Below are 18,614 nucleotides of genomic sequence, written 5' to 3'. Positions count from 1 at the left end.
TCCTCGGGGAGATCGACTCTCCGCAACCGTTTCCCGGGAGCTGAGCCGGAACCCCGGTTTCGGCAGCGGTTGTTCACTGCTCCGGGAGGTACCCGGGCCGTTGAGGCTGTCGCCTCCTCGGGCAGACCCTATGAACCACCGGATGCCCCGGTGGTGCGGTTGGCCGGGACCGGTGGGGCAGGCGGCGACATCGGGTACCACTCGCGGCGGAGGAGGCCGAAGACCCAGGAGTCGGAGACGTCGCCGTTGACGACGCAGTCCTCGCGGAGGGTGCCTTCGCGGACGAAGCCCAGCTTCTCCAGGACCCGGGCGGACGCCACGTTGCGTGTGTCGGTCTCGGCCTGGACGCGGTTCAGGTCCAGGGTGTCGAACGCCCACCGCAGGACGGCGTGCGCGGTCTCCGTGGCGTAGCCGCGGCCCCACGCGGCGGCATCGAGGACGTAGCCCAGGGACGCGCTGCGGAAGTCCGGGTTCCAGCTGGTCAGGCCGCACCAGCCGATGAACGCGCCGTCGCGGACACGGTCGACGGCCACCCGCGCTCCCGTGCCCTCCTCCTCGATCGTCCGGCAGCTCGCGATGAAGCGCTGGGCGCGGGCCGGTTCGGTCCACGGTGGGGAGTCCCAGTAGCGCAGCACGTGGGCGTCGCTGTGCAGCGCGTACAGCGACGCCGCGTCGGTGTCGGTGAACGGCCGCAGTCGCAGGCGGGCGGTGCGCAGCTCGGGGGTGGGCAAGGTCATGCGGAGCATCCTGCCGCGTCACGCCCGCCCCCGGCCATCCGTTTGTCCGGACGGTCGGGGCCTCGCCCGGAAGGGCGTGGCGGTTGTCCGCGTGATCGACGCGGAGGGCGGAGGCGGCGGGCCGGCCGGTGGTCTTCCGGGTGGGCCTCCCCCCGCAGGAGCACGGCCTCTGTGGCGGACACGCCCGCTGACCGCGCCCGTGGTCCTGGTACGTGGGCCGCCCCGCCGCTGGAAACCGCCTTGCGGCCGGGCGGCCCCTCCTGTGTGGTGCGCTCCGGTGCGGGGGCCGGGGGTGTACCCCGCGCACCGGAGCGCGGTCTCATCGGCGGGCGTCGCGGAAGGCCGTGAAGACCCCGATCGCCGCACCGAGCAGCACGAGCAGCGCCAGGCCGTCGTAGACGGGGTCCGGGGAGTCCCACAGCGCCGTGGCGTCGGCCAGGAACTCGGGGTTGAGCAGGAGCTGGCGGTGCAGCACCCAGGCCAGCGGCAGGCTGAACAGCGCCTGGGCGGCCGTGTACCAGGCGGCCAGACGCAGGGTCCAGCCGCCTGCGGCGACCCGGGCGACGCCGACGGCCGCCAGGGCGGCCAGTCCGCCGAGGACGGGCCAGATCCAGCCCGACCACAGGGCGGGGTCCAGGACCTCGACCGGGGTGCCGTCACCGAGCCGGTAGGGCCGGGCGGTGTGCTGCCAGAACACCAGGGCGATGAGCACCACATGGGCCGCCGCGGCCAGGCTCGCGGCGGCCGTGCCGGTGCGCTCGCCGTGCCGGACCTCGGGCAGGTCCTCCGGGGACCAGGTGGCCGCGGAGGCGAGCATGCCGCGGGGGCGGCGCATCCGGTCGGCGGCGGCGTAGAGCAGGGTGACCGCGGCGAAGAGCTGGGCGCCGAAGGAGAAGAGGGTGCCGGCGCCGGTGGCCAGCGCCTGGCCCACGCCGCGCCCGTCCAGGAGGTCGAGCACCGTGAGGACGACGGCCACGGCGGGCAGCAGACCGGCCATCAGCGGGCGCAGGAGGCGGATGTAGGAGGGGTAGAGCTCGGGGCCGATGAAGGCCGCGGGCCGGTCGGTGTACCGGGCGGCGTAGCGCACGGGGTCGCCGAGTTCGATCAGCACCTCGCGTTCCGCGGCCCGGGGGTCGGCACCGGCGCGGCCGTCGACGGTGTCGGCGATGGTGGCGCGCAACTCCTGCGCGATGTCCTGGCGCTGGTCGGCGGGGAGCCGCCGGACGACCTCATGCACGTAGCGCTCGGTGAGCGTGCTCGTGCTCATCCGTTCTCCTTGGTGAGTCGTGAGATCGAGGCGACGAGGTCCTCCCACTCCCGCACCAGGGAGGTGCGGACGCGGGAGCCGTCGGGGCTGACCCGGTAGAACTTCCGCGGCCGGGACTCGTCGGTGTTCCATTCGCTGGTGAGCAGGCCCTGCTTCTCCAGTCGGCGGAGCAGCGGATAGAGCGTGTTCCCGTCGACGGAGACCCCCGCTTCGTTGAGGGTCTCCAGCAGGGCGTACCCGTACTGGGGCGTGCGGAGCAGCGCCAGGCAGGCCAGCACGACCGTCCCGCGGCGCAGCTCCTGAGCCTGGCTCAGGGACAGTTCTTCTACGGCCACGAGTGACACCATACTGTGTGGCGCACACTAATGCCAGTCCCACATCATGGTGCTGGCCACAGGGATGTGCGCCCCACCCGAGGCGAAGGCCGGGTTCCCGCACGGCACGAGGCCCGGGGTCCGGTGCGCGTGCTGCGCGCCGGGCCCCGGGCCTCGCGGTGCGGCGGTGGACGGCCGGGGCCGCCCCCTCGGCCGTCAGGAGCAGCGGACGGCCACGTATCCGTCACTGCCCGTCAGGACATAGGCGTCCGAGACGAACTGGCCGTCGGCGATGTTGTCCCAGATGTTGCTGGTGCCGTAGGGGCCGGTGACCCACTGGCCGGTCGTCTGGCAGTTGACCGGCACGCTCGCCCCGTACGGCAGCACCCGGACCACCCGGTACTGCGTGCCCGGCCCCGAGCGCACGTTCAGCCGCACCCCCGGTGCGACCGGGTACCGCCGCACCGTGTACCCCGCCGTCCGCACCCCTTCGGTCCCCGCGCCGGACACCTCGTCGGCCCCCATGGCAACCCCCCGTCGTCACGTCCTCGCGGACCGCCCCGGCCCGCCGCGCGCAGGCTAGCAAGCGATGGCCGAATCGCATGCGTCATCGACTAGGCTCCGAGCGTCGCGTGTGCGCACCATCGGACGGGGGTGGGGATGCCGCCGCTGCGGAGCACCGGGGCGTTCCCGGGTGCGGAACAACCCGAGCAGGCCGGGCAGTACCGGCTGGAGGAGTGCCTGGGGCACGGCGGGATGGGTGTCGTGCACCTGGCCTCGTCGGCCTCCGGGCTGCGGCTCGCGGTCAAGGTGGTGCACGCCGAGCACGCGGCGGACCCCGAGTTCAGGGCGCGGTTCCGCCAGGAGGTCGCCGCGGCCCGCCGGGTGAGCGGGGCCTTCACCGCGCCGGTCGTCGACGCCGACCCGGACGCGCCCCGCCCGTGGATGGCCACCCTGTTCATCGAGGGCCCCACCCTGGCCGAGGAGGTCAAGGGCCACGGACCGCTGGACTCCGCGCGGTTGCGCCGGGTCGGGGCGGGGCTGGCGGAGGCGCTGCGCGACATCCACCGCGCCGGGGTGGTCCACCGGGACCTCAAGCCGGGCAATGTGCTGCTCGCCCAGGACGGGCCGAAAGTCATCGACTTCGGCATCTCCCGCCCGCGCGACAGCGAACTGCGCACCGAGACGGGGAAGCTGATCGGGACGCCGCCGTTCATGGCGCCCGAGCAGTTCCAGCGCCCGCGGGAAGTCGGCCCGGCGGCCGATGTGTTCGCGCTCGGCGCGGTGCTGGTGCACGCGGCGACCGGCCGCGGTCCCTTCGACTCCGACAGCCCCTACATCGTCGCCTACCAGGTCGTGCACGACGACCCCGACCTGACGGGCGTGCCCGGCGACCTGGTGCCGCTGCTGCGCCGCTGCCTCGCCAAGGACCCGGCCGGCCGCCCCTCCCCGTACGAGGTGATGGTGGCCCTGCGGGCCGCCTCGCCCTCGGCCGCCCACGACACCCAGGCCCACATCCCGGCACAGCGGGGGCCCGGCCCGGACTCCGCCGCCGCTCGGCCGGCGGCCGGCTCCGGGGAGGCGGAGGGGGCCGGCGGGTGCGCCGCCCCCGGGGCGCAGGCACTCCCACCGCGCCGCTCCCGGCCGCGGCGCCGCGCGGTGCGGCTGGCAACGGCCGCCTGCGCGGCGGCGGCCGCCGCGGCGGCGGCCTTCTCCGTCGCGGCACCCGGGGACCGCGGGGGCGGGGCGCCCGCCCCCGCGGCGAACACAGCCGACGGTGTCCTCCGGCCGTGGAGCGTGCCGCTGCGGGAGGCGTCCGGCAGCGGCATCCCCGCATGCACGGCCTCGGCAGCCGCGGTGTTCTGCACGGCGCCGGGGACGACCGCGGTGCGGCTGGAGGCGGGCGACGGCAGGACCGCATGGACGGCCGGAGCGCACACCCCTGCCGGCGAGGGCGAGGCACCGGTGCTCTCCGGCGGTCTGCTGCAGGTGACCCCCTCGGACGGCGGGCGGCACCGGGCGCTCGACCCGGTGAGCGGGGAGGTGCGCTGGGAGCGCGAGACCTCCGGCTACGCGGCGGTGCGCGTGGCCGGCGGCCTGGTGCTGCTGGTGTCCGCGGACGGCCGGCTGGAGGCGCTGGACGCGGCGACGGGAGCCGGGCGCTGGACCGCCCGGGGCCGGGCCGGGGCGCAGTGGGTGGCCTCCCCCGGCGGGCCGCTGCTCGCCGTCACCCCGTCCGACGACGGCTCCGCCACCACCGTGGGCGCGGTGGCGCCGGACGACGGCCGTCCGCTGTGGGAGCGGAGGCTGGACGGGCTGCTCTCCCCGGTGGAACCGGCGGGCCCCGTGCTGCATCTGCTGGCCTCGGACCTCGACGGCTTCACGGATGCCGTGGTGCGCCTGGAGCTCTCCGGTGCGGGCGGCTCGGTGACCCGCGTCCCGCTGGACGCGCCCGTGGACCAGGCCCAGGCCGCCGCGCACGGCGACACCGTGCACGTCACCGGGGCGGGCGGCCCGCTGATCGCGGTGGACACGGCAGCGGACGGCGGGCGGGGCGCACAGGTGTGGCGGCTGGAGACCTCGGCGGCGAGGCTCTCCCGCCCGGCGGCGGGGGCGGGCGCGGTCTTCGTCTCGTCCGGCGACGGGCGCCTGCTCGCGGTGGACGCCGCCCGGGGCACCCTCGTGGGCCAGAGCGACCCCCGGATGCACACCGGGCCGAACACCTTCAGCCCGCGGCTGCCCGCCCCGGTGCTCGCCGGGGGCCGGGTCCATGCGACGGCACCCGACGGCAGCGTCTTCGCCCTGGACGCGGCCGCCCCCGGCGGCTGGTGACGGCTCCCGCGACCGGCCCCGGCCGGGGCCGGTCGCGGGGGCCGTCGGCGGTCAGCCGAGCCGGGAGACGTCGCGGACGGCGCCCTTGTCCGCGCTGGTCGCCATGGCGGCGTACGCCCGCAGCGCGGCCGACACCTTGCGCTCGCGGTCCCGGGGGGCGTAGACCCCGCCCAGGGCCTCGCGGCGGGCGTCCAGGGTCGCCTCGTCCACCAGCAGCTCGATGGAGCGGCCGGGGATGTCGATGCGGATGCGGTCCCCGTCCTCGACGAGGGCGATGGTCCCGCCGGAGGCGGCCTCCGGCGAGGCGTGGCCGATCGACAGGCCCGAGGTGCCTCCGGAGAAGCGGCCGTCGGTGACGAGGGCGCAGGCCTTGCCGAGCCCGCGGCCCTTCAGGAACGAGGTCGGGTAGAGCATCTCCTGCATGCCCGGACCGCCCCGCGGGCCCTCGTAGCGGATGACGACCACGTCGCCCGCCGCGATCTCCTTGCGGAGGATCTTGTCGACGGCCTCGTCCTGCGACTCGCAGACCACGGCCGGGCCCTCGAAGGTCCAGATCGACTCGTCGACGCCCGCGGTCTTCACCACGCAGCCGTCCACGGCGAGGTTGCCCTTCAGCACGGCGAGCCCGCCGTCCCGGGAGTAGGCGTGCTCCACGTCGCGGATGCAGCCGCCCGAGGCGTCGAGGTCCAGGGTGTCCCAGCGCTCGGACTGGGAGAACGCCTCGGCGGAGCGCCTGCAGCCCGGGGCGGCGTGCCACAGCTCGACGGCCTCCTCGGAGGGGGAGCCCCCGCGCACGTCCCAGGTGTCCAGCCACTCCTTGATCGACGGGGAGTGCACGGTGTGGACGTCCTCGTTCAGCAGACCGCCGCGGTACAGCTCGCCGAGGATCGCCGGGATGCCGCCCGCCCGGTGCACGTCCTCCATGTAGTACGTGCCGCCGGGGGCGACGTTCGGCGCGACCTTGGCCAGGCAGGGCACCCGGCGGGAGACCTGGTCGATGTCGGAGAGGTCGTAGTCGAGCTCGGCCTCCTGGGCGGCGGCCAGCAGGTGGAGGATCGTGTTGGTCGAGCCGCCCATGGCGATGTCCAGGGCCATGGCGTTCTCGAAGGCGGCGCGGGTGGCGATGCTGCGCGGCAGGACGGAGTCGTCCCCGCCCTCGTAGTGGCGCCTGGTGATGTCCACGACGGTGCGGGCCGCGTTCTCGTACAGGGCGCGGCGGGCGGTGTGGGTGGCGAGGACGGAGCCGTTGCCCGGCAGGGAGAGGCCGATCGCCTCGGTCAGGCAGTTCATCGAGTTGGCGGTGAACATGCCGGAGCAGGAGCCGCAGGTCGGGCAGGCGTTCTCCTCGATGCGGAGGATGTCCTCGTCCGAGACGTTCTCGTCGACCGCGTCGGCGATCGCGTTGATCAGGTCCAGCTTGCGGACGGTGCCGTCGACCAGGGTCGCCTTGCCGGCCTCCATCGGCCCGCCGGAGACGAAGACGGTGGGGATGTTCAGGCGCATCGCGGCCATCAGCATCCCGGGGGTGATCTTGTCGCAGTTGGAGATGCAGATCAGGGCGTCGGCGCAGTGCGCCTCCACCATGTACTCGACCGAGTCGGCGATCAGGTCGCGCGAGGGCAGCGAGTAGAGCATCCCGCCGTGGCCCATCGCGATGCCGTCGTCGACGGCGATGGTGTTGAACTCGCGCGGCACCGCCCCCGCCGCCTTGATCGCCTCCGAGACGATCCGGCCGACCGGCGCGAGGTGGGTGTGGCCGGGGACGAACTCGGTGAAGGAGTTGGCGACGGCGACGATGGGCTTGCCGATGTCCTCGCCGGCTACGCCCGAGGCGCGCATCAGGGCGCGGGCGCCCGCCATATTGCGTCCGTGGGTGACCGTGCGGGACCTCAGCTCGGGCATCGTCGCTCGCTCCTCGTGATGGATGTGCCTGGGTCGAGCGTACGCCGTCGCTCCAAGATCTGGACAGCATGCCCGGAATGTGGGACGCGGAGACCGCCCTGCGAGCAGGCCGCGTGCGGCCTCGCGGGCCGGGCTCAGGCCCCGCCGGGGCCCCCGCCCGCACCGCCCGGTCCCGGGTCCGCCCCGCCCGGTCCCGCGTCCGCGCCGCCCGGTCCCGGGTCCGCGCCGCCACCCGCGGGGCCCTGCCCGCCGGGCAGGTCGGCCGCCGCCTCACCCGCCGCGTCCGCCGCGGTGAGGTAGCGCTGGAGGGACGGCGCGACCAGCCGCACGATCTCCTCCGGGTCGGCTGACGCCAGGGGCTCCACCCGCAGCACGTACCGCAGCACCGCCACGCCGACCATGTGCGAGGCCGCCAGCTCGGCCCGCAGCCGGGGCTCGGGCACCTCCAGTTCCGCGGCCACCCGCTCCAGCAGCCGCCGCAGCACGAAGCCCCTCAGCACGGCGGCCGCGGCCTCGTGGGTGAGCGCCGACCGGATGACCGCCAGCAGCGGGGCGCGGGTGGCGGGGTTCTCCCAGATGCCGATGAAGAAGCGGGCCAGCCGCTCGCCGACACCCTCCGCACCCTGCCCGAGGATCTGCGGGACGACCATGGCGGGCTCGAAGGACAGCTCGATGGCCGCGGCGAAGACCTCGTCCTTGGTGCCGAAGTAGTGGTGCACCAGCGCGGCGTCCACCCCGGCGGCCCGGGCGATCCCCCGCATGGTGGTCCTGTCGTAGCCGCGCTCGGCGAACTCGGTGCGGGCGGCCTGCAGGATCCGCTCCCGGGCCCCGGGGCGCGCGTCGGCCGCCCGGCGCGCGGGGCGTCCCCGTCGTCTGGGCTCCTCGGTCACCTGGCGGGCTCCTGCTCCTCGGTGGCGGGGGGAGGGGTCGGGTCGGCGGCCGGGCGGGCACGGCCCCCGTCGCCGGTCGCCCACCGGGCCCCCGGCCGGGGGCGGACGGGGCGGTCCTGGCCGGTCACGGACCGGGGGTGCGGGCGGAGGCCAGATGCAGCCGGGTGAAGGCCAGGGCCTCGGCGAGGTCCGCCTCGCGCTCCGCCGCGGACATCGCCCGGCGGGTGTTGACCTCGATGACGACATCGCCGCCGAAGCGGCCGTGGGCCAGCCGCTCCAGGAACTCGGCGCAGGGCTGGTCGCCGCGGCCGGGCACCAGGTGCTCGTCCTTGGCCGAGCCCTTTCCGTCGGCGAGGTGCACATGGGCGAGCCGGTCGCCCATCCGGTCCACCATCGCCAGGGTGTCGGTGCGCGAGGTCGCCGTGTGGGACAGGTCGATCGTGAAGTGCCGGTAGTCGTCCTTGGTGACGTCCCAGTCGGGCGCGTAGGCGAGCATCTCCCGGTCGCGGTAGCGCCAGGGGTACATGTTCTCCACGGCGAAGCGGACGTCCGTCTCGTCGGCCATCCGCCAGACGCCCCGCACGAACTCGCGCGCGTAGCCGCGCTGCCAGCGGAACGGCGGGTGCACGACCACCGTCGAGGCGCCCAGCCTCTCGGCGGCGGCACGCGCCCGCTGGAGCTTGGTCCAGGGGTCGGTGGACCAGACCCGCTGGGTGATCAGCAGGCACGGCGCGTGCACCGCGCGGACCGGGACGCCGTGGTAGTCGGAGAGCCTGCGCAGCGCCTCGATGTCCTGGCTGACCGGGTCCGTCCAGACCATGACCTCGACACCGTCGTAGCCGAGGCGCGCGGCGACCTCGAAGGCCGTCGCCGTGCTCTCCGGATAGACGGAGGCCGTCGACAGGACGACCTTCGCGTCCGGAATGCGCAGCACTGGTTCTGACACGGGGGACAGCCTACGGGGGCCGCTCAGCGGGCCGGGAGGTGATCGAGGCGGCGCAGGATGACTCCCTCGCGCAGGGCCCAGGGGCAGATCTCCAGTTCGGCGGCGCCGAAGAGGTCCATCGCCGCCTCCGCGACCAGGGCCCCGGCCAGCAGCTGGGCGGCCCGGCCCGGGGAGACGCCCGGGAGGGCGGCCCGCTCCTCGACGGTCATCGCACCGAGCCTGGGCAGCCACTCGGCGAGTGACGAACGACTCAGGTCCCGCTGGACGTACAGGCCCTCCGCGGACCGCGCGGCACCGGCGATCCGGGCGAGCTGCTTGAAGGTCTTCGAGGTGGCCACGATGTGGTCGGGGCGGCCGAGGCGGCTGAACTCCCCGACGGTGCGGGCGATCTCGGTGCGCACATGCCGGCGCAGCGCCCGGACGTCCTCCGGGTCCGGCGGGTCCCCGGGCAGCAGGCTCGCGGTCAGCCGCCCGGCGCCGAGGGGCAGCGAGACGGCCGCGTCGGGCTCCTCGTCCATGCCGTAGGCGACCTCCAGCGAGCCGCCGCCGATGTCCAGTACGAGCAGGCGGCCCGCGGACCAGCCGAACCAGCGGCGGGCGGCGAGGAAGGTCAGCCGCGCCTCCTCCTCACCGGACAGGACGGTCAGGTCCACCCCGGTCTCGTCCTTCACCCGGGCCAGGACGGCCTCGGCGTTGACGGCCTCGCGCACGGCCGAGGTCGCGAAGGCCAGCACCTCCTCGCACCCCTGGTCCTCGGCGGCGTGCTGCGCCTCGCCGATGGTCTTCACCAGCTCGTCGACGCCCTCGGGCGAGATGGCGCCCGCCTCGTCCAGCAGCTCCGCGAGGCGGAGTTCCGCCTTGTGCGAGTGCGCGGGCAGGGGGCGGGCGCCCGGGTGGGCGTCCACTGCGAGCAGGTGCACCGTGTTCGATCCGACGTCGAGGACTCCGAGTCTCATGGGCGGAACGCTACTGCGGTCTCGCGCATACGCTGGAGCCGTGCCAAAGACGAAAAAGACGAAGCCGGGCAAAACAGCCCCCGGCCCGGTGACCGAGCAGGACGAGAAGGGCCTGGACTTCGCCCGGGCGTGGGCGGAGTTCCCCGATCCCGCCGACCCCGAGCAGGTCTTCCGCTGCGACCTGACCTGGCTGACCTCCCGCTGGACCTGCATCTTCGGCAGCGGCTGCCAGGGCATCCGGGCGGGCCGCGCCGACGACGGCTGCTGCACGCTGGGAGCCCACTTCTCGGACGAGGACGACGAGCGGCGGGTGTCGGAGCACGTGGCGCGCCTCACCCCGGAGCTCTGGCAGTTCCACGAGACGGGCACCGGCACCGGCTGGGTGCAGCAGGACGAGGACGGGGAGCGCCAGACCCGCCGCTGGAAGGGCTCCTGCATCTTCCAGAACCGTCCCGGCTTCCCGGGCGGTGCGGGCTGCGCGCTGCACATCCTGGCCCTGAGGGAGGGCCGGGAGCCGCTGGAGACCAAGCCCGACGTGTGCTGGCAGCTGCCCGTGCGCCGGACCTACGACTGGATCGAGCGGCCCGACGACTCCCGGGTGCTCCAGATCTCCATCGGTGAGTACGACCGCCGGGGCTGGGGCCCGGGCGGGCACGACCTGCACTGGTGGTGCACCTCCGCGACCTCGGCGCACGGGGCCGGCGAACCGGTCTACGTGAGCTACCGGGCCGAGCTGACCGAGCTCATGGGCAAGGCGGCCTACGAGGTGCTGGTGGAGCTGTGCGAGGCCCGCCTCGCCTCCTCGCTGCCGCTGGTGGCCCCGCACCCGGCGGACCCTCCGCGCACGGAGGCCACGAAGGCCTCGGGGACGGCAAAGGCCGCGGAGGGCTGACGCGCCCCCGGCGGTCCCCGCGGAGGGCGACCGCCGGGCCCGTCCCGCGAAGGGCGGCACGGGGGCGCTCACCCCGCCGGGTCCGGCGACGGATCCTCCGCGGACGGCTCGGGGGCGGGCGGCTGCCCGCTGCCGGAGGGGTCCGGTGACGGCGCGGGATCGGAGGGCTCCGGCGAGGGCGGCGGGTCGGAGGGCTCCGGCACCGGGTCCGGACCGGGGCCCGAGGGGTCCGGTGACGGCGCGGGATCGGAGGGCTCCGGCACCGGGTCCGGGGCGGGCGGCGGGGGCGTTCCCGGCCGTGGGCCGCTGCCCCGGAGGGCGACGACGAACCCGGAGGGGTCGACGCCCATCCGGGCCCGCCACGGTCCGGACGGCTGGCGCGAGGCGGCCACCGTGATGCGCAGAGTGATCGTTTCGCCCGGTTCCAGCACGCCGGAGCCCCGGTCGGCGACCAGCCAGGAGGCATCCGTCCACCACCGCCACGCGACCGGCGACGCGCCGGAGGCGGACAGGGTGACCAGGGTGGCCCCGCCCGCGGAGCGGGCCCGGACGGTGAGCCGGCCGGGGCCCCGGTCGTGCGCGGACGGGGGCGAGGGGGTCCCGGTGCTGACCACCTCGACGGAGACCGCGGCCCGATCGCGGCCCGGGGCGAGGCGGGGGCCGGACCCCGCGTTGGCGCTGCCCGCGTTCTCGTAGCGCCCGTAGCCGCCGCCCTCGGCCTCCTCGGCGCTGACCGCGGTGGCGCGCTCCGCCTCCTCCGCGGGCGGCTCCGAGCGGTAGGCCGCCCACAGCGCGAGCACCGGGGCCGCCACGACGGTGGCCACGACGGTCGTGGTCACGGCGCGGGCGCGCAGACGGTCCCGCCGGGCCGCCTGGTCCCTGGCGTCCAGCGGGAAGCCGTCCGGGCCGAGCCGGGGCCCGGAGGACCGGGCCCGGGAGGCGGGGAGCGCGGCGAGGTACGCGGCGGAGCGCGGGGCCTGGACCAGCGGCAGCGCGGCCGGGGTCCGGCAGGAGCCGGGCCAGGGCCCGCCCGCGCCCTCCCGCTCCGCCGCCCGGCGGCAGCGGGGGCAGTCGTCGACGTGGCGCACCAGCTCGCGCCGCAGCGCGGCCGAGACCAGCACCCGGCTGTCCCCCGCGAGGCGGGCGACCGCCGGGCAGGTGCCCTTCTCGACGACGGCGAGCGCCGCGCGTGTGCGCTCCAGCTCGCAGGCCGCGGCAGCCAGCAGCTCCCGTGCGGCCGTGGTGCCCAGCCCGAGCACGGCGGCCACCTCCGCGGGCCCGAGGCCGTGGCGGACCGAGAGCTCCAGCGCCTCCCGCTGCTCGGGGGTGGTGCCGGCCGCCTCCGGCCACGCGAGGCGGGCCAGCTCGGCGCGCAGCTCCTCGTCCTGCGCGGGGACGGGGACGGGGACGGACCGGACGCGCCCGGAGTGCGCCCCGGGGCGCCTGCGCCGGTCCTCGGCCATCCGGCGCAGGCAGGCCCAGCGGGCCAGCGCGTAGAGCCAGGCCCTGCGGCGCTCCTCGCCCGAGGGGCAGCGCCCGCGATGGCGGTCGGCGGCGGCGAGCACCTCGCCCAGCGCGGCGGTCGCCGCCCCGCGGTCGCACAGCACGGAGAGGCAGTAGGTGAACAGGCCGTCGAGATACGGATCGTGGCGCGCGGCGGACCGCGCCGACGTGGTACGGACCGGACGGCGGCGCGCCCGGTGTGCGCCGGTGGTGCGGGAAGGAGGTTCCAGCCTGCTGCTCGTCACTCCGCGACCGTAGGGGCAGGGGCGCAGCCCCTTCGCACCGCTTGAGCGCTTTTAACCCCTACGGGTGAACATGGGGCCCGGGGGGAGCGGGGGCGGGCCACGGCGCGGCCCGGCGCGCGCCGGGTCCCGCAGCGCGCCCGGGCCCGGTGCGGGCCGCCGCGGCCGGGGTGTCGGCGGGCACCGATACGGTGTGCGCATGGCTGCTGCCCGTACCAGGTCCGCGAAGGACCGCCCCGCCTACCGCTGCACCGAGTGCGGCTGGACCACCGCGAAGTGGCTCGGCCGCTGCCCCGAGTGCCAGGCGTGGGGCACCGTCGAGGAGCAGGGCGCACCGGCCGTCCGCACCACCGCGGCGGGGCGGGTGACCAGCGCCGCGCTGCCCATCGGCCAGGTCGACGGGCGGCAGGCCGCCGCCCGCAGCACGGGGGTGGACGAGCTCGACCGGGTGCTCGGCGGCGGGCTGGTGCCCGGCGCGGTGGTCCTGCTGGCGGGCGAGCCGGGGGTGGGCAAGTCCACCCTGCTGCTCGACGTGGCGGCCAAGGCCGCGAGCGAGGAGCGCCCCACCCTCTACGTCACCGGGGAGGAGTCGGCGAGCCAGGTGCGGCTGCGCGCCGACCGCATCGGCGCCCTGCACGACCACCTGTACCTGGCCGCGGAGACGGACCTCTCCTCGGTGCTGGGCCACCTGGACGCCGTCAAGCCCTCCCTGCTGGTCCTGGACTCGGTGCAGACGGTGGCGTCCCCGGAGATCGACGGCGCGCCGGGCGGCATGGCCCAGGTGCGCGAGGTGGCGGGCGCGCTGATCCGGGCCTCCAAGGAGCGCGGCATGTCCACGCTGCTGGTCGGCCACGTCACCAAGGACGGCGCCATCGCGGGCCCGCGGCTGCTGGAGCACCTGGTCGACGTGGTGCTCCACTTCGAGGGCGACCGGCACGCCCGGCTCCGGCTGGTGCGGGGTGTGAAGAACCGCTACGGGGCGACCGACGAGGTGGGCTGCTTCGAGCTGCACGACGAGGGGATCACCGGCCTCGCCGACCCCTCGGGCCTCTTCCTGACCCGGCGCGCCGAGCCGGTCCCGGGCACCTGCCTGACCGTGACCCTGGAGGGCCGCCGTCCGCTCGTCGCCGAGGTGCAGGCCCTGACGGTCGACTCCCAGATCCCCTCGCCCCGGCGCACCACCTCCGGGCTGGAGACCTCGCGGGTCTCGATGATGCTCGCGGTACTGGAGCAGCGTGGCCGGATCTCGTCCCTGGGCAAACGGGACATCTACAGCGCCACGGTGGGCGGCGTGAAGCTCTCCGAGCCGGCCGCGGACCTCGCCGTCGCCCTCGCCCTGGCCTCGGCGGCGAGCGACACCCCGCTGCCCAAGAACCTGGTGGCGATCGGCGAGGTCGGCCTCGCGGGCGAGGTCAGGCGGGTCACGGGCGTCCAGCGCAGGCTGGCCGAGGCGCACCGCCTGGGCTTCACCCACGCGCTCGTCCCGGCCGATCCGGGGCGTGTGCCGGCCGGGATGAGGGTCACGGAGGTCGCCGACATGGGCGACGCCCTGCGGGTCCTCCCCCGTGGCCGGAGGAAGACGCCCGAGGGCGCCTGAGACGTAGTCCCCACGGGGCGACGGGGCTCGCCGGTAGACTTTGCCCTGGTCTCGCCCACCCGTACGAGCCGGAGGAGTGCAGTGGCAGCCAAGGACGGGGCAGCAGCACCCGGAAAGTCCGGCCAAGGCACGGGCAACGAAGCGCAGATCCGCGCGGCCCTGAGCGCGGTCGCCCCGGGCACCGCGCTGCGGGACGGACTGGAGCGCATCCTGCGGGGCAACACCGGAGGACTGATCGTCCTCGGCCTCGACAGGACGGTCGAGTCGATGTGCACCGGCGGCTTCGTGCTGGACGTCGAGTTCACCGCGACCCGGCTGCGCGAGCTGTGCAAGCTGGACGGCGCGCTCATCCTCGACAAGGACATCTCCAAGATCCACCGGGCCGGGGTGCAGCTGGTCCCGGACGCCTCCATCCCCACCGAGGAGACCGGCACCCGCCACCGCACCGCGGACCGGGTCTCCCGCCAGTGCGGCTTCCCGGTGGTGTCGGTCTCCCAGTCGATGCGCCTGATCGCGCTCTACGTGGACGGCGAGCGCCGCGTCCTGGAGGAGTCCGCCGCGATCCTCTCCCGGGCCAACCAGGCCCTGGCCACCCTGGAGCGCTACAAGCTGCGCCTGGACGAGGTGGCGGGCACGCTCTCCGCGCTGGAGATCGAGGACCTGGTCACGGTCCGGGACGTCACGGCCGTGGCGCAGCGGCTGGAGATGGTGCGCCGCATCGCCACCGAGATCGCCGAGTACGTGGTGGAGCTGGGCACCGACGGCCGGCTCCTCGCCCTCCAGCTGGACGAGTTGATCGCGGGAGTGGAGCCCGAGCGGGAGCTGGTCGTGCGGGACTACGCGCCCGAGGCCACCGCCCCCCGGACGGGCACGGGCCGCGGCTCCCAGCGCTCGCGCACGGTCCACGAGGCGCTCGCCGACCTGGACGCCCTCAGCCACACCGAGCTGCTGGAACTGCCCGTGGTGGCACGCGCCCTGGGGTACAGCGGCTCGCCCGAGACCCTGGACTCGGCGGTGTCCCCGCGGGGCTACCGCCTGCTGGCGAAGGTCCCCCGGCTGCCCGGCGCGATCATCGAGCGCCTGGTGGAGCACTTCGGCGGCCTGCAGAAGCTGCTCGCGGCCAGTGTGGACGACCTCCAGGCGGTGGACGGCGTGGGCGAGGCGCGGGCCCGCAGCGTCCGCGAGGGCCTGTCCCGGCTGGCGGAGTCCTCGATCCTGGAGCGCTACGTCTGAGGGACGTCCCGTGCGGGGGCGTCAGGTCCGGTGTGCGGCAGCCGCCGCCCGACGGCTGATCCGTTCCCGGATGCCGGTGTCCCCGACGACGATCCGGGTGGTCGCCGGGTTGTCGGCGACCTCGGTGAGGGTGGCGTGGCCGCGGGTTCGCCCGGGTGCCCCCGGGTCGCCGGAGACGTAGTCGATCACCATGGCGTTCCTGCTGCAGGACAGGGAGGCCCAGCGCCCCGCACCGTCCGCGCCGGAGACGGTCCCGTAGGGGCCTCCCGGGTAGCGGTCGCTTCCCTGGCCCTCGCCGGGGAAGCCCGACTCGAGGCGGATTCCGCCTTCCGTGCGGTCACCGGGGTCGGTCAGCAGGCCGCACGCGTCCTCCGCGACGTACGCGACCAGGCGGCCGTGCGGGAAGGAGAGCTCGGCCAGGAAGGTGAGGCGTCCCGCGTCCTCGGGGGGCGAGGCGCCGCCCAGGGGGATCGGTTCGAGCCGGGCGAGAGGCGTGGCGTGGTGCGCCGTCGAGGGGTGCGGCTCATGAGGTCCCCCACTGCCGCCGCATCCCGTGAGCACGGAGAGGAGGGCGGCCCCGAGGACCCAGGCCCGGTTCCTGTCGGCCACGACGGGCGAGCCTCCCTTCGTCCTGCGGCCCCGGCCACCGTGCCCGCGGGTGAGCAGGGGTCAGGGTGTGCGGCTGGGCCGGGCCTCCGCTCCCGCCGCGTAGTCCGGGGCCGGTCCCGGCAGTCTTGCAGATCCGCGCGGCGCGGCCGGCTTCGGGGAGGATCCCGGCGGTCCCGGCGGCGCGGAGCCGCGGGCCGCGGGGCGGAGGCGCCCGCCCGGGTTCCGCGGGGTGGCGTGGACGCCGATGCGGCCTGCTCCTCCTGCCCGGCCCGGGCGCACCTCGCAGTGACGCACGCCACGTGAAGAAAACATAAGGATCATGCAACCTTTCTTTCGTTGACCTGGTCATGTCTGGCGACGCATCGGTCACTTCCTCTCAGAGGTACACATGAAGATTCGCCGTTCCCTCGCACTCGCCGCCGCGACGGCCGCCATAGCGCCGGCCGTGCTGCTTGCAGCTCCGGCCGCGTACGCGACGGACAACGGTCCGTCGTCCTCCGAAAGCCAGACGACTCCCGCCCCGGCGGAGTCCACTCCCGCGGCGGACGACACCACCCCGGCAGCCGACGAGGCCGAGCCCGCCGAGGAGAGCACCACGCCGGCAGCCGAGGAGGCCGAGCCCGCCGAGGAGAGCACCTCCCCGGCAGCCGAGGAGAAGACGGCGTCGGACGAGGAGAAGGCCCCGTCGGACGACTCCACGCCGGAGGCCGGGTCCACCTCGCCCTCGCCCTCGCCCTCCGAAACGAGCCCCGCCGGTCCGGCGGAGTGCAGCGACGAGGACATGAGGTTCGACGGCGACCTGCGCACCAGCCTCTCCGGCCTGCCCTCCAAGATCGTGGCCGGCAGCGGCTTCCACGGCTTCACGCTGAACGTCGACAACAAGGCCGACCACGGCTACGAGCGCATCGACTTCGGTGTGTTCGCCGCGCTGATCGACGAGAACGACTTCTTCGTCGACACCGGCAACCTCACCCTGCAGTACAAGGACCCGGCCACCGGCGCCTGGACCGGCATCTCCCTCGACGAGGAGGACGAGCACGCCGGCTACCTCGGCTACACCGACATCAAGGCCCACGAGTCCTTCTCCGTCGACCTGCGCCTGAGCGTCGACAAGAAGGCCCCGGCCGGCCTCGGCTTCGCCATCAGCATCGGCATGTACGCCGACGACGAGGGCAACTGCGTCTACGCGGACGACGAGAGCTACTACGAGTTCGACATCCTGGCCGCCGGATCCACCCCCGTCGACACCGGCGACGCCAAGCCGCAGGGCGGCAGCAAGCCCCTGCCGCAGAAGCCGACCGGCAACACCCCGATCGACCCCGAGGGCCGACTCGCCGAGACCGGCTCCAGCTCCGCGCTGCCGGTCATCGCCCTCGCGGGTGGCGCCGCCGTCGCCGTCGGTGTGGGCGCCACGTTCCTGGTGCGCCGTCGCAGCTCGGCCCCCGGCACCGTCTGACACCCACCGCACCGGGTCAGCGGCCGCGTCGGACCCCCGGGTTCCCCGGCGCGGCCCCTGCACCGGCAGGGGGCACCGCCTCCCCGGTGACCGCGGCACCCCCTCCCGGTCGGCGCACAGGGCGGGAGGCCGGCCGAGGCCGCGAGCCACGCGGCCAGGGGCCGCCTCCCGGTCCCTCCGTCGGTCCCGTCGCCGGCCCCTGGCCGGCGGCGGGACCGGCACGGCCTGCGCTCCCCGGTCATGGCACCCGTGCAGCCGGTGATCCGCAGGGCGGTCCCGGCCGCTCCGGACGCCGTGGCCGCGAACTTCACGCACGGGACTTCACACACGGGACTTCACACACGGGTCTCCACGCGGGCCGCGGCCGCGTCGCGGGCCCGGACGGCCTTCGCGCCCGCTGTCCTCAGTCCTGTTCCAGGCGGAAGGAGGCGGGCAGCACCTTCACACCGGGGAACACCGCCTCGACCAGGTAGGTGCCGGGCCCGGCGGTGCCCGCCTCCGGCGTCGCGCACCGGTCGGTGCTGCGGCGGAGGTCCCAGGTGACGGTGTGGGTGATCGTCCCGCCCGCCGGGACCCGCAGGAGCCGGGGCGGGGCGGTGCGGGGGCAGTCCTCGGAGGACCAGACGTCCTCGTCCTCGGCGTCGCTGACCGTGAGCACGGCGGCCTTGGGCCCGAAGTCGGCCTTGCAGTCCGCGGCCGAGGTGTTGGTGGCCACCAGCTCGAAGGAGGGCTTCTCGCCCGGCGCGTAGGAGACCTCGGTGGTGCGCAGCGTCAGCTTCAGGGCGGAGGGGGCGCAGGAGGGGAGCGGGCTGCTCGCCGGGACCTGCTGGCCCGCGGCGTCCCCGGAGCCGCCCGTGGAGCCTCCGGAGCCGTCCTCCGCGCCCGGGGCGCCGGGGCTCCAGGAGGCGTCCGGGCCCTCGCCGTCCGCTCCTCCCCCGCTCCCGGAGCCGCCGGAGCCGCCGCCGGACTCGTCCCGTCCACCGGGCTGTTGGCTGATCGCCGGCCCCGAGGGGTCGGGGCCCGCGGAGATGGTGGGGGCCGGTGTGGGGCCCTTGCCGTCGGCGGCGGTCTTCCCGTCCTCGTCCCCGCCGGAGGAGAGCACCCAGGCGAGCAGGGCGACGAGCGCGGCGACAAGGGCGAGCGCCACCACCCTCCGTCGCCAGTAGATGGAGGAGGGAAGCGGCCCGATCGGATTGCGCAGAGATCCCACGGGCGAAACTCTACGAGAGATCGGGCCC

Annotated in this window: 15 protein-coding genes and 1 pseudogene; 5 read left to right on the top strand and 11 right to left on the bottom strand. The window is 75.5% G+C overall.

From position 1 onward, the window contains the following. Positions 1-128: 128 nt before the first annotated feature. The 4 genes from ACGF15_RS21940 to ACGF15_RS21925 form a co-directional block, all read right to left on the bottom strand. The gene (locus tag ACGF15_RS21940; protein WP_392801189.1) at positions 129-737 is read right to left on the bottom strand and encodes a GNAT family N-acetyltransferase; all 609 of its coding nucleotides are present in this window, start codon (positions 735-737) and stop codon (positions 129-131) included. A 319-nt stretch (positions 738-1,056) separates the two neighbouring features. Beyond that, a complete protein-coding gene (locus ACGF15_RS21935) occupies positions 1,057-2,004 on the bottom strand; it encodes an HAAS signaling domain-containing protein (RefSeq protein WP_362612030.1) in 948 nt (315 codons plus the stop codon). After that, positions 2,001-2,339 (bottom strand): PadR family transcriptional regulator, encoded by a 339-nt coding sequence (locus ACGF15_RS21930; RefSeq protein WP_256526635.1) that lies wholly within the window; start codon positions 2,337-2,339, stop codon positions 2,001-2,003. Before ACGF15_RS21930 ends, ACGF15_RS21935 begins: the two co-directional genes overlap by 4 nt. A gap of 195 nt (positions 2,340-2,534) precedes the next feature. Continuing rightward, positions 2,535-2,843 carry an SH3 domain-containing protein gene (locus tag ACGF15_RS21925; protein WP_345614270.1) on the bottom strand — a complete coding sequence of 103 codons (309 nt, stop codon included), beginning with the start codon at positions 2,841-2,843 and terminating at the stop codon, positions 2,535-2,537. Positions 2,844-2,978: 135 nt separating this feature from the next. Between ACGF15_RS21925 and ACGF15_RS21920 the strand changes: the two genes are divergently transcribed. Next, entirely contained in the window at positions 2,979-5,150 is a 2,172-nt protein-coding gene (locus ACGF15_RS21920) for a PQQ-binding-like beta-propeller repeat protein (protein WP_392801257.1), read from the top strand. A 51-nt stretch (positions 5,151-5,201) separates the two neighbouring features. Here ACGF15_RS21920 and ilvD read toward each other — a convergent pair whose 3' ends face one another. The 4 genes and pseudogenes from ilvD to ACGF15_RS21900 form a co-directional block, all read right to left on the bottom strand. Next, positions 5,202-7,052, bottom strand: coding sequence for a dihydroxy-acid dehydratase (gene ilvD / locus ACGF15_RS21915; RefSeq protein WP_345614271.1), 1,851 nt, complete (start codon positions 7,050-7,052; stop codon positions 5,202-5,204). Positions 7,053-7,336: 284 nt separating this feature from the next. After that, a pseudogene (locus ACGF15_RS21910) lies at positions 7,337-7,942 on the bottom strand (TetR family transcriptional regulator); the annotation flags it as partial. 124 nt (positions 7,943-8,066) lie between these two features. Continuing rightward, entirely contained in the window at positions 8,067-8,888 is an 822-nt protein-coding gene (locus tag ACGF15_RS21905; RefSeq protein WP_345614272.1) for a sugar phosphate isomerase/epimerase, read from the bottom strand. Positions 8,889-8,911: 23 nt separating this feature from the next. After that, a complete protein-coding gene (locus ACGF15_RS21900; protein WP_256526630.1) occupies positions 8,912-9,844 on the bottom strand; it encodes a Ppx/GppA phosphatase family protein in 933 nt (310 codons plus the stop codon). Between the two features lie 40 nt (positions 9,845-9,884). Between ACGF15_RS21900 and ACGF15_RS21895 the strand changes: the two genes are divergently transcribed. After that, the gene (locus ACGF15_RS21895; RefSeq protein WP_392801182.1) at positions 9,885-10,736 is read left to right on the top strand and encodes a hypothetical protein; all 852 of its coding nucleotides are present in this window, start codon (positions 9,885-9,887) and stop codon (positions 10,734-10,736) included. 68 nt (positions 10,737-10,804) lie between these two features. On the opposite strand, the gene ACGF15_RS21890 is transcribed toward ACGF15_RS21895, so the two are convergent. Beyond that, on the bottom strand, positions 10,805-12,484 hold the full coding sequence (locus tag ACGF15_RS21890) for a hypothetical protein (protein WP_392801179.1): 1,680 nt from the start codon (positions 12,482-12,484) through the stop codon (positions 10,805-10,807). Positions 12,485-12,680: 196 nt separating this feature from the next. On the opposite strand from ACGF15_RS21890, the gene radA reads away from it, so the two are divergent. Both radA and disA read left to right on the top strand, forming a co-directional pair. Beyond that, entirely contained in the window at positions 12,681-14,078 is a 1,398-nt protein-coding gene (gene radA, locus ACGF15_RS21885; protein WP_345614275.1) for a DNA repair protein RadA, read from the top strand. 81 nt (positions 14,079-14,159) lie between these two features. Next, positions 14,160-15,311 (top strand): DNA integrity scanning diadenylate cyclase DisA, encoded by a 1,152-nt coding sequence (gene disA, locus ACGF15_RS21880; RefSeq protein ID WP_256526626.1) that lies wholly within the window; start codon positions 14,160-14,162, stop codon positions 15,309-15,311. Positions 15,312-15,332: 21 nt separating this feature from the next. On the opposite strand, the gene ACGF15_RS21875 is transcribed toward disA, so the two are convergent. After that, on the bottom strand, positions 15,333-15,920 hold the full coding sequence (locus tag ACGF15_RS21875; protein ID WP_362614401.1) for a hypothetical protein: 588 nt from the start codon (positions 15,918-15,920) through the stop codon (positions 15,333-15,335). 388 nt (positions 15,921-16,308) lie between these two features. Between ACGF15_RS21875 and ACGF15_RS21870 the strand changes: the two genes are divergently transcribed. Continuing rightward, the gene (locus ACGF15_RS21870; protein WP_392801174.1) at positions 16,309-17,376 is read left to right on the top strand and encodes an LAETG motif-containing sortase-dependent surface protein; all 1,068 of its coding nucleotides are present in this window, start codon (positions 16,309-16,311) and stop codon (positions 17,374-17,376) included. A 403-nt stretch (positions 17,377-17,779) separates the two neighbouring features. Here ACGF15_RS21870 and ACGF15_RS21865 read toward each other — a convergent pair whose 3' ends face one another. Further along, the gene (locus tag ACGF15_RS21865) at positions 17,780-18,586 is read right to left on the bottom strand and encodes a hypothetical protein (RefSeq protein ID WP_392801171.1); all 807 of its coding nucleotides are present in this window, start codon (positions 18,584-18,586) and stop codon (positions 17,780-17,782) included. Positions 18,587-18,614 lie beyond the last annotated feature (28 nt).

Origin of the sequence: Streptomyces sp. NPDC048001, assembly GCF_043203115.1 — a bacterium.
GTDB lineage: Bacteria > Actinomycetota > Actinomycetes > Streptomycetales > Streptomycetaceae > Streptomyces > Streptomyces sanyensis.
This window is presented reverse-complemented; position numbering and strand designations above follow the sequence as displayed.

What these genes read in the sequence shown, in the direction of transcription:
- ACGF15_RS21940 (WP_392801189.1), bottom strand. Translation starts at nt 737, where the DNA reads ATGACCTTGCCCACCCCCGAGCTGCGCACCGCCCGCCTGCGACTGCGG.
- ACGF15_RS21870 (WP_392801174.1), top strand. Translation starts at nt 16,309, where the DNA reads ATGAAGATTCGCCGTTCCCTCGCACTCGCCGCCGCGACGGCCGCCATA.
- ACGF15_RS21925 (WP_345614270.1), bottom strand. Translation starts at nt 2,843, where the DNA reads ATGGGGGCCGACGAGGTGTCCGGCGCGGGGACCGAAGGGGTGCGGACG.
- ACGF15_RS21935 (WP_362612030.1), bottom strand. Translation starts at nt 2,004, where the DNA reads ATGAGCACGAGCACGCTCACCGAGCGCTACGTGCATGAGGTCGTCCGG.
- radA (WP_345614275.1), top strand. Translation starts at nt 12,681, where the DNA reads ATGGCTGCTGCCCGTACCAGGTCCGCGAAGGACCGCCCCGCCTACCGC.
- ilvD (WP_345614271.1), bottom strand. Translation starts at nt 7,052, where the DNA reads ATGCCCGAGCTGAGGTCCCGCACGGTCACCCACGGACGCAATATGGCG.
- ACGF15_RS21920 (WP_392801257.1), top strand. Translation starts at nt 2,979, where the DNA reads ATGCCGCCGCTGCGGAGCACCGGGGCGTTCCCGGGTGCGGAACAACCC.
- ACGF15_RS21900 (WP_256526630.1), bottom strand. Translation starts at nt 9,844, where the DNA reads ATGAGACTCGGAGTCCTCGACGTCGGATCGAACACGGTGCACCTGCTC.